This window comes from Agrobacterium sp. 6Ca8, from assembly GCF_055382765.1.
Window position 1 is genome coordinate 1,767,862 of record NZ_AP026434.1, and the last position, 9,639, is coordinate 1,777,500.

Annotated in this window: 6 protein-coding genes, 1 tRNA gene and 2 rRNA genes (1 of these 9 only partly in view); 4 read left to right on the top strand and 5 right to left on the bottom strand. The window is 57.5% G+C overall.

Going from position 1 to position 9,639, the window contains the following annotated elements; translation table 11 throughout:
* Window positions 1–33 precede the first annotated feature (33 nt).
* Entirely contained in the window at window positions 34–3,144 is a 3,111-nt protein-coding gene (locus ACZ5A6_RS22220; protein ID WP_111800172.1) for an efflux RND transporter permease subunit, read from the bottom strand.
* Window positions 3,144–4,256, bottom strand: coding sequence for an efflux RND transporter periplasmic adaptor subunit (locus ACZ5A6_RS22225; protein WP_111800173.1), 1,113 nt, complete (start codon window positions 4,254–4,256; stop codon window positions 3,144–3,146). The genes ACZ5A6_RS22220 and ACZ5A6_RS22225 overlap by 1 nt, the downstream gene beginning before the upstream one ends.
* Window positions 4,257–4,354: 98 nt before the next feature.
* Here ACZ5A6_RS22225 and ACZ5A6_RS22230 point away from each other — a divergent pair, with 98 nt between their 5' ends.
* From ACZ5A6_RS22230 to ACZ5A6_RS22245, 4 genes are all read left to right on the top strand, one after another.
* Entirely contained in the window at window positions 4,355–4,942 is a 588-nt protein-coding gene (locus ACZ5A6_RS22230) for a TetR/AcrR family transcriptional regulator (RefSeq protein ID WP_003519277.1), read from the top strand.
* A 173-nt stretch (window positions 4,943–5,115) separates the two neighbouring features.
* On the top strand, window positions 5,116–6,399 hold the full coding sequence (gene fabF / locus ACZ5A6_RS22235; protein ID WP_060642809.1) for a beta-ketoacyl-ACP synthase II: 1,284 nt from the start codon (window positions 5,116–5,118) through the stop codon (window positions 6,397–6,399).
* A gap of 57 nt (window positions 6,400–6,456) precedes the next feature.
* Entirely contained in the window at window positions 6,457–7,461 is a 1,005-nt protein-coding gene (gene ftsZ, locus ACZ5A6_RS22240; RefSeq protein ID WP_112292336.1) for a cell division protein FtsZ, read from the top strand.
* A 103-nt stretch (window positions 7,462–7,564) separates the two neighbouring features.
* Window positions 7,565–7,783, top strand: coding sequence for a hypothetical protein (locus tag ACZ5A6_RS22245; RefSeq protein WP_336509981.1), 219 nt, complete (start codon window positions 7,565–7,567; stop codon window positions 7,781–7,783).
* Between the two features lie 203 nt (window positions 7,784–7,986).
* Here ACZ5A6_RS22245 and ACZ5A6_RS22250 read toward each other — a convergent pair.
* The 3 genes from ACZ5A6_RS22250 to ACZ5A6_RS22260 form a co-directional block, all read right to left on the bottom strand.
* Window positions 7,987–8,063 (bottom strand) — tRNA-Met (locus tag ACZ5A6_RS22250).
* Between the two features lie 276 nt (window positions 8,064–8,339).
* Window positions 8,340–8,454 (bottom strand): 5S ribosomal RNA (gene rrf, locus ACZ5A6_RS22255).
* A gap of 221 nt (window positions 8,455–8,675) precedes the next feature.
* A 23S ribosomal RNA gene (locus tag ACZ5A6_RS22260) occupies window positions 8,676–9,639 on the bottom strand (it continues 1,843 nt past the right edge of the window).

The following is a 9,639-nucleotide window of genomic DNA, read 5'->3' on the forward strand; positions in this document are numbered from 1 at the left end:
TCTTCAGGTTTGAGCCGGCACGCATGGACGCCCCTACTCTGCCGCGAGCGCCAGTGGCTGCCCTACGTGCTCGACCGTCTCTTTTTCGGCACCTGCCTTGGGTGGCTTGATCCGGAACCAGACAGCATAGAGAGCCGGAAGGAAGAGCAGGATCATCACCGTGCCTGCTGCCGTTCCACCGATCAGGGTATAGGCCATCGACCCCCAGAATACTGAGTGGGTCAGAGGTATGAACGCCAGGATCGCCGCGAGAGCCGTCAGGATCACGGGTCGTGTCCGCTGCACTGTCGCTTCGATAACGGCATGATAGTCATCGAGCCCTGCCGCCTGGTTCTCCTTGATTTGCTCTGTCAGGATAAGCGTGTTGCGCATCAGGATACCCGCCAGTCCGATCAAGCCGAGAATGGCGTTGAAGCCGAAAGGCTGATTGAACAGGAGCAGGGTCGGAACCACCCCGGCAAGACCAAGCGGCGCTGTCAGCATCACCATTGTCATTGTCGAGAGACTGCGAACCTGCAGAATGATGACGATCAGCATGGCAGCAATCATCACCGGGAACACCTGAGCGAGTGCCGTATTGGCCTTGAGAGACTCCTCGATGTTGCCGCCCATCTCGATACGATATCCAACGGGAAGCGACGCGATGAGTGGCTGCAGAGCTTTCATAACCTGTTGGGAAACCTCCGGAGGCTGCGTCGCCTCGTTGATATCAGACCTGATCGTGATGACAGGCGTGCGGTCACGACGCTTCAGAATAGGTTCTTCAAACCGGATTTCGGAGTGCCCGAGTTGATCCAGCGGAACCTGACGGCCATCCCTGCTCATTAGAGAGAAGTCGGCAAGACGTGACGGATCGAGGCGGTTTTCGCCAGCACTGCGAGCGACGACGGGCACGTTGCGGATATTGTCGCGCACCTGCGTAACTGGGATGCCGGAGAGCAGCATCTGCAACTGCTGGGCTGCCTCCGATGGAGAAAGACCAATCAGATTGAGCCGCTCCTGGTCGGGCACAAATCGCAGAACGGGTGTTCCGTTGCCCCAGTCACGGTTGGCTTGGCGAACATCGGGTATAGTCTTCATGATCGCCAGAGCCTGCTCAGAAATCCTATAGAGTTCATCCTGATCGGGACCCATGATCCGGAACTCGACCGGGAACGGCGTGTAAGGACCAAACACAAGCTGGGTGACGCGGACGGACGCTTCAGGAACAAGACCCTCCGAAATAGCTGCACGAAGGCGATGCTTCAGTTCTTCACGAGCGTGGGCATCGGGTGTGAGCACGACGACCTTGGCGAAGGCAGGGTCAGGTAGTTCCGGTGCCATGGCAAAGAAGAACCGGGGTGCGCCCTGTCCTACGTAGGACGTGACGATATTGGTCTCAGGCTGAGTTTGCAGCCAGTCCTCGACTTTCTTCACCGCAGATGTCGTCGCCTCAATGCTCGTGCCCTCGGGCATGCGCACCTCGACCAGCACCTCAGGCCGATCCGACGTCGGGAAAAACTGTTGTTTCACGCCGCCCATTCCAACGACCGAAACGGCCATGGAAATGCCGACCACGGCGCAGACCATGAACTTATGGCGGACAGCGAACTCGATGACGGAGCGCAGACGGCGGTAATTCGGCGTGTCATAGATGGCGTGATGACCGCCCTCGACCGGCTTGATGTTGGGCAACATCTTCACACCGAGATAGGGCGTGAAGGTGACGGCGACGATCCAGGATACGATGAGCGCAAAGCCCACGACCCAGAAGATGTTGCCGGCATATTCGCCTGCGGTCGATTTGGCAAAACCCACGGGCATCAGTCCGATGATCGTGACCAGCGTGCCGGACAGCATCGGCGCTGCCGTATGGCTCCAGGCATAGGCGGCCGCCTTGATGCGGTCCATGCCCTCTTCCATCTTCACCACCATCACTTCGATGGCAATGATGGCATCGTCAACTAGAAGGCCAAGCGCGAGAATCAAAGCGCCAAGCGTGATGCGGTCGAAGAAGCGCCCGGTCTCCAGCATGATGAGGAAGACGACCGCAAGGGTGAGTGGCACAGCAAGTGCGACAACAATACCAACGCGCCAGCCAAGTGCCACCAGACTGACAAACAGAACCACGCCAAGCGCCATCGCGAACTTGAGCATGAACTCGCCGACGGCTTCATCGATGTTGACGGCCTGGTCGCTGACTTTGGTAAGCGTCATCCCCAGCGGCAATGTTTGCGCAATGGCGGCAGAGCGAGCCTCAAGCGCCTTGCCGAGATCAAGACCGTTCCATCCCGCCTGCATCACCGCACCCAGCATGATTGTCGGTTCACCCTCGTGGCGGATGATATACGTGGCGGGATCCTGATAACCGCGTCGCACCTCTGCAAGATCGGAGAGCTTCAGGGTTCGTCCAGCAGCAACGATCGGCGTGTCGGCAATCGCCTGCACACTGTTGTAAGCTCCGTCGAAGCGGATAAAGACCTGTGGGCCTCGTGTGTCGATTGAACCCGCAGGCGTGACCGTGTTCTGCCGCTGCAACGCAGAAGCGATATCCTGCGCGGATATGCCGAGTGTCGCGAGCTTCGCATAGGAGAACTCGACGAAAATCTGCTCGGGGCGCTCGCCGACGATGTTGATTTTCTTGACGCCAGGCACGTGCAGGAGGTCCTGGCGGATGACTTCCGCTTGCCGAACGAGATCGCGCATCGGCATTCCCTTTGCCTTCAGGGCATAGAGGCCGAAACTCACGTCAGAATATTCGTCGTTGACGAATGGGCCCATCACGCCCGGGGGGAGATTGCGGGCTTCGTCGCCAAGCTTCTTGCGCGCCTGATAGAACTCTTCAGCAACCGCACTTGCCGGCGTGTTATCCTTGAGGGTGACGGTCAGGAAAGCGTAACCTGGCCTCGTTGTGGTCTCGACGCGGTCGTACCAGGTCAGTTCCTGAATACGTTTCTCAAGCGGCTCGGCGACGAGGTCCTGCATTTCTCGCGCTGTTGCACCCGGCCAGACTGACGTGACCGTCAATGTCTTGATGGTGAAGGACGGATCCTCGGCGCGCCCCAGCTTGACGAAAGCGTAGACGCCGGCTGCGGCCAGCAGCACGATAAAGAACAGGGTGATGGCGCGTTCGCGAACCGCGATGGCTGACAGGTTGAAGCGCATTAGTTTTTCACCTCTTGGCTCGAGGCAATCCTGACGGTCGCACCATCGTCGAGAAGATGCGCGCCGAGGGCAACGACCTGCTCCCCGGTCCCGATCCCCGTGACAAATGCCGTCTCCTCGCCAATCTGCTGAACTTTAATCGGGGTGAACTTCACCTTTGACGTGGCGCCGTCGACGACCCAAACGCCTGTGCGATTACCGTCGTCCAGAATGGCGCCGACGGGGACGGCGACCTCCGACTGGCGTTCGGCATCCGGTGTTCTGATTGTTACAGTGGCGCCAAGCGGTGCTGATGCCGCATCACCCTCAAGAATGTAGCGCGCTTCATAGGTTCTCGTTTGAGGATCAGCCGAATCGGAGATCTGTCGCAGTCTGGCGTTTCCACTAAGCCCGTCGCTTCCATAAACACTGGCCTGTGCTTCCGATCCCACCTTAGGTCGCAGTGTCTCAGGCAGCCAGACGACCGCCTCGCGAGGGCCCGCCTTTGCAAGTTGAACAACCGTCTGGCCGGCGGCGACCACTTGTCCCGGATCACCGAGAGTTTCGACGACCGTTCCATCCGAGTCAGCAACAAGAGTGGTGTAGGTTGCCGCATTCTCGGCAACCTCCGCTTCGGCCTCGGCCGCCGCAAGCTGTGCTGTCGCTGTATCGAGAGCCGCCTTTGCCTGTTCATAACGCTGGGGCGTGGCCGCGAGGCCATTCTTGACCAGTGCCGCATAGCGCTTCTCATCGGCTTGCGCCTGAAGCAGAATAGCACGCGCTGATATGACCGAATTCCGCTTTGCCGTCAGTGCAAGCTGAAGATCGGTCTCATCAATGCGCATCAGCGGTTGGCCCTGTTTGACCTGCTGACCGACATCGACCAGCCGCTCCACGATTTTACCGGGAACGCGAAATCCGAGATTGCTTTGAACGCGCGATGCGACCGTCCCGGTGAATGACCGGTCGGCCCTGCCGGTCCTTTTCGCCTCCGCAATCCTTACCAGTGGTGAAGCCGTCCTTGGGTCTGCGGCCTCGGCTTCCCGTTTTGGGGTTTCAGAAACGAGGAAAAAGGCGGCGGCCCCAGCCGCTGCGACAAGACCCACGACAGTCAGGACATGTTTGCGTTTCATTGTAAGTTCTCTTCTTGACCAGCGGTGCAAATGATTTAGATTGCGATCTAAATCTATATGCGCTATAAATGTCAAACGAAATCTAACCGGAGGTCGATATGAGAGTGAGCCGGGCACAAGCCGAGGAAAATCGGGAGACGGTGATCAACGTTGCCAGCCGTCTGTTTCGCGAGCACGGATTCGATGGCATTGGCCTGAAAGATTTGATGAAGGGTGCAGGACTCACTCAAGGCGGGTTCTACAAGCAGTTTGCATCGAAGGACGATCTTGCAGCCCAGGCTTCGAGGCGCGCGATGGAAAGCGCTACACGCAGATGGTCTGAAGCGGCTGCGGACAGTTCCGATCCTCTCGAAGCAGTGATGGCGTTCTATCTGTCAAAGGACCACCGTGGAGAAAAGGCAGAAGGTTGCCCCCTGGTGGCACTGGGGTCGGACGCTACTCGGCAGAGTGAAGAAGTCAGGCGTCCATTCGAGGATGGGATACGCGCTCACTTCGAGGTGCTCAATGAACTGCTTGATGACACCAGAAGCTCCAATCCCAGCGGCAAGGCGATGGCGATCCTGTCTCTCATGGTCGGCGCCGTTACCCTGTCGCGGATCATGGAAGACGAGAATACGTCTCAAGGAATCCTCGACGCAGCGGCGGAGGAAATCAGGCGCATCGCAGGCGCTGATCATGCGGCCTGAGGATCGCGCTCGGTAGCTAGGGAAAACAAAAGCCAAACGCAGTCGCCGCGTCGGATTCGGGCGGATGCGATTTAGGCACTGAAGAAACTGCATATCCGGAGAACAGGCCCTGACCGCACCGTCGGTCGGGATGCCGAAGGCATGCCAATTTAAACGAAGAACAGGTGTAAAACATGCGTCGTATCGTTGTCACAGGAATGGGAGCTGTCAGTCCCCTTGGAGCGAATGTCGGTATCTCCTGGTCGCGCCTGCTCGCGGGTCGAAGTGGCATTCGACGGCTGGGTGACGACGTGGTGGCGGACCTTCCATCGAAAATCGGGGGCGTTGTCCCCTCATTGATGGAAGATCCCGAGGGCGGCTTCGATCCCGACACCATTGTGGCTCCGAAGGACCAACGCAAGGTCGACCGTTTTATCATATTTGCACTGGCAGCCGCGGAAGAAGCGCTTGCACAAGCAAACTGGAAGCCGACCTCGAATGAGGAACGGCTGAGGACCGCGACGATTATCGCGTCCGGTATCGGCGGCTTTCCTGCGATAACCGAAGCGGTCCGCACCGTCGATCAACGCGGTGTCCGTCGCCTTTCGCCCTTCACCATACCGTCGTTTCTGGTCAATCTCGCAGCAGGGCATGTCTCAATCCGTCATGGCTTCAAAGGCCCTCTCGGTGCACCGGTAACCGCGTGCGCCGCCGGCGTTCAGGCAATTGGCGATGCTGCGAGGCTTATTCGGTCAAATGAAGCCGAAATTGCGATATGCGGCGGAACAGAAGCCTGCATGAACATCGTCAGCCTCGGAGGTTTTGCAGCCGCCAGATCTCTGTCGACTGCTTTCAACGAAACGCCGGACAAGGCATCGCGCCCCTTCGACACATCACGCGATGGCTTTGTCATGGGCGAAGGAGCGGGCATGCTTGTCATTGAATCCCTGAGCCACGCAATTGCTCGCGGCGCTACACCAATTGCCGAACTCGTCGGCTACGGCACGACAGCCGACGCTCATCACATCACGTCAGGACCAGAAGACGGGAACGGTGCCAAAAGAGCCATGGAGATCGCCATTGCGCAGGCAGGCATTTCCCCCCGCGAAATTGGTCATCTGAATGCCCACGCCACCTCGACCCCGGTCGGAGACCTCGGCGAAATCAGGGCCATCAAAAGTATCTTTGGTTCCGAGAAGACTGTCGCTGTCAGCGGGACGAAGTCAGCGACAGGACACCTACTTGGCGCGGCTGGAGGATTGGAAGCAATCTTCACCATTCTGGCACTCCAGCACCAGATTGCGCCGCCAACTCTCAACCTGAATGCTCCGGATCCGGAAGCCGAAGGCATCGATTTTGTGGCGAACCACGCGCGCCAATTAGACGCTGAATTCGCAATATCCAATGGTTTCGGTTTTGGCGGTGTCAATGCGAGCGCAGTGTTCCGGCGGTGGCCGAAGGCAAACGGCGCTGGCTGAGGATCACCGTCGCGCCACCACACGCTGAAACTGTTTTTGCTTGGGACTTGAACGTCAATGAACCAAACCTTGGGCACGACACCGGACATACTGCACCTCAAACCGAGGATTGCCGTTATAGGCGTCGGCGGCGGTGGTGGTAATGCGGTCAACAACATGATGGCGCAGAAGCTGCAAGGGGTAGAATTCATTGCAGCAAACACCGATGCACAAGCTCTCTCCATGTCTAAAGCCCCACGAGTTGTGCAACTCGGCCTGATCGCGACTGGCGGGCTTGGGGCCGGATCACTCGCCGAGGTCGGACAAGCGGCGGCCGAAGAAACGATCGACGAAGTGATGGACAATCTGACCGGGATGCATATGTGTTTCGTGACCGCGGGCATGGGGGGCGGCACTGGAACGGGCGCCGCGCCTGTTATAGCTCGAGCTGCGCGGAAGGCCGGAATACTGACGGTCGGCGTGGTAACCATGCCATTCGCATTTGAGGGCATACATCGAATGCGAATGGCCCGACACGGTGTAGAGTGTTTAGCCGAAAGCGCGGATGCCGTGATCGTGATCCCAAATCAGAACCTCTTCCGGGTGGCAGATGCCACAACGACGTTTGCTGAGGCTTTCGAAATGGCGGATCTGGTTCTTTATGCAGGCGTCAGCTCCGTCGTCGATCTGATTGTCAGGGAAGGGCTTATCAATCTCGATTTCGCCGACCTAAGGTCAGTGATGCGCGGTATGGGCCGAGCTGTGATGGGCACGGGAGAAGCGGCAGGCGAAGGACGTGCAAGAGCTGCCGCCGAAGCAGCGATTGCTAATCCGCTTTTTGACGACACATCGGTCAAAGGTGCCAAAGGGCTCCTCGTCTCGATTTCCGGTGGACCGGACATGACGCTGTTCGATGTGGACGAAGCAGCCACGCGCGTGCGCGAAGAGGTCGACGCTAACGCCGATGTCGTGATCGGCGCGACGTTCGACGATGCGCTTGCGGGTCGACTGAAAGTGTCCGTTGTCGCGAGCGGATTGCGGCAACCGGCAGAGGTGACCTTTCTTGCGGAGCGCACGGGGTGAGCCTGCTCCTTTGCACCCTCGAGCGAGCATGTCCTTGAAGACTTGAGAGTGCCTGCGTGTCTGCTACCGCCCGGCCCAAGATAGGGCGACATAGAAAATTCCAGTGAAATCGATCGAGAGAAAACAGCACATGCTGAAGCACTTCTTAGAAAAATGGCGTCTATGGGAAGAAGCACTCCTCGGTATCGATGATTTGCAGGGGGACTATCTCCTCTCCTTGGAAGAGCGCGTGGCTCGGCTCGAGGCAGCTACGGAGGCGCTAGATAGAAAACGCCTGCCTGCGACCTTGCCCAAATCTGCCGAAACAACGCCACGTCGGTGACGCGGAAACCCTGATCACAAAGTGAATGCCGCTCTGAGCGCTTGAAGTGCTTGTTCCGGCTCGTGTTTTACAAAGGCCTAGGTGCACGCTATCAGAGCCCCACGTGGCTATACCGCCAGCAAGTCATTTGCGGTATCCAACGCCCTAAACGCAAATTGCCCTCCGGGATGGGAGGGCTTTGTTGTTGATAGTCTTGAAGATATTGGTTGCGGGGGCAGGATTTGAACCTGCGGCCTTCAGGTTATGAGCCTGACGAGCTACCGGGCTGCTCCACCCCGCGTTATCCGACTTTTTGCGTTAGCAAAAATGTCATTACCAGCGTAAATCCCTATTGGATTTATCGCGACTGCATCACAGGGACGCTGTGATGTATAGTTCCGGAGCAAATTGCCGAAGGCGATTTGTCTCCTTTAAGGGACGCACCCTCATTGGGTGACCGATTTGTTTTGGCACATTGTGCGCTGGATTATTATAGCATAAAGGCCGCTTCAGCGGCCTTTTGATTAGGGCTTGAAGCCCTTTTTGTGAGTGAGAAGATATTTGTTGCGTTTTGCAGACCTGGCAGCGACCTACTCTCCCGCGTCTTGAGACGGAGTACCATTGGCGCTGGGGCGTTTCACGGCCGTGTTCGGAATGGGAACGGGTGCAGCCGCCCCGCGATAACCACCAGGTCGGCAAAACGCAACACAGTTCATGTTTTCACATGAGTGTTGTTTCGAGAAGCTGGGAAGCTTGCGCTTCATTTAATTTAACACGTCTTTCTGCGACCCATCCCGTATGTTTGCCATACAGACCAGAGGTCGTCGCGCCCTGTGGCGCGGCCCGTCCGGAGCGCTATGCGCGTCAGGACAGAACAGATGATGCTCATCTTTGATGAGCATGAACAATGGGAACGAAGAAGTCGATCGAGCTATTAGTAACGGTAAGCTTCACATGTTGCCATGCTTCCACACCCGTCCTATCAACGTGGTCGTCTTCCACGGCTCTGATAGGGAACACTCGTTTTCAGGTTGGTTTCCCGCTTAGATGCCTTCAGCGGTTATCCATTCCGTATATAGCTACTCTGCTATGCCCTTGGCAGGACAACAGATCCACCAGAGATACGTCCATCCCGGTCCTCTCGTACTAGGGACAGATCCTGTCAATATTCCTACACCCACGGCAGATAGGGACCGAACTGTCTCACGACGTTCTGAACCCAACTCACGTACCGCTTTAAATGGCGAACAGCCATACCCTTGGGACCTGCTCCAGCCCCAGGATGCGATGAGTCGACATCGAGGTGCCAAACAACCCCGTCGATATGGACTCTTGGGGGTCATCAGCCTGTTATCCCCGGCGTACCTTTTATCCGTTGAGCGATGGCCCTTCCACACGGGACCACCGGATCACTATGACCGACTTTCGTCTCTGCTCGACTTGTCAGTCTCGCAGTCAGGCGGGCTTATGCCATTGCACTCGACGACCGATTTCCGACCGGTCTGAGCCCACCATCGCGCGCCTCCGTTACTCTTTCGGAGGCGACCGCCCCAGTCAAACTACCCACCATACACTGTCCCGGATCCGGATAACGGACCGCGGTTAGACATCCACGAAGATAAGGGTGGTATTTCAAGGATGGCTCCACAAGAACTGGCGTCCCTGCTTCAAAGCCTACCACCTATCCTACACATGCCTTGGCGAATGCCAGTGTAAAGCTATAGTAAAGGTGCACGGGGTCTTTCCGTCTGACCGCAGGAACCCCGCATCTTCACGGGGAATTCAATTTCACTGAGTCTATGTTGGAGACAGCGGGGAAGTCGTTACGCCATTCGTGCAGGTCGGAACTTACCCGACAAGGAATTTCGCTACCTTAG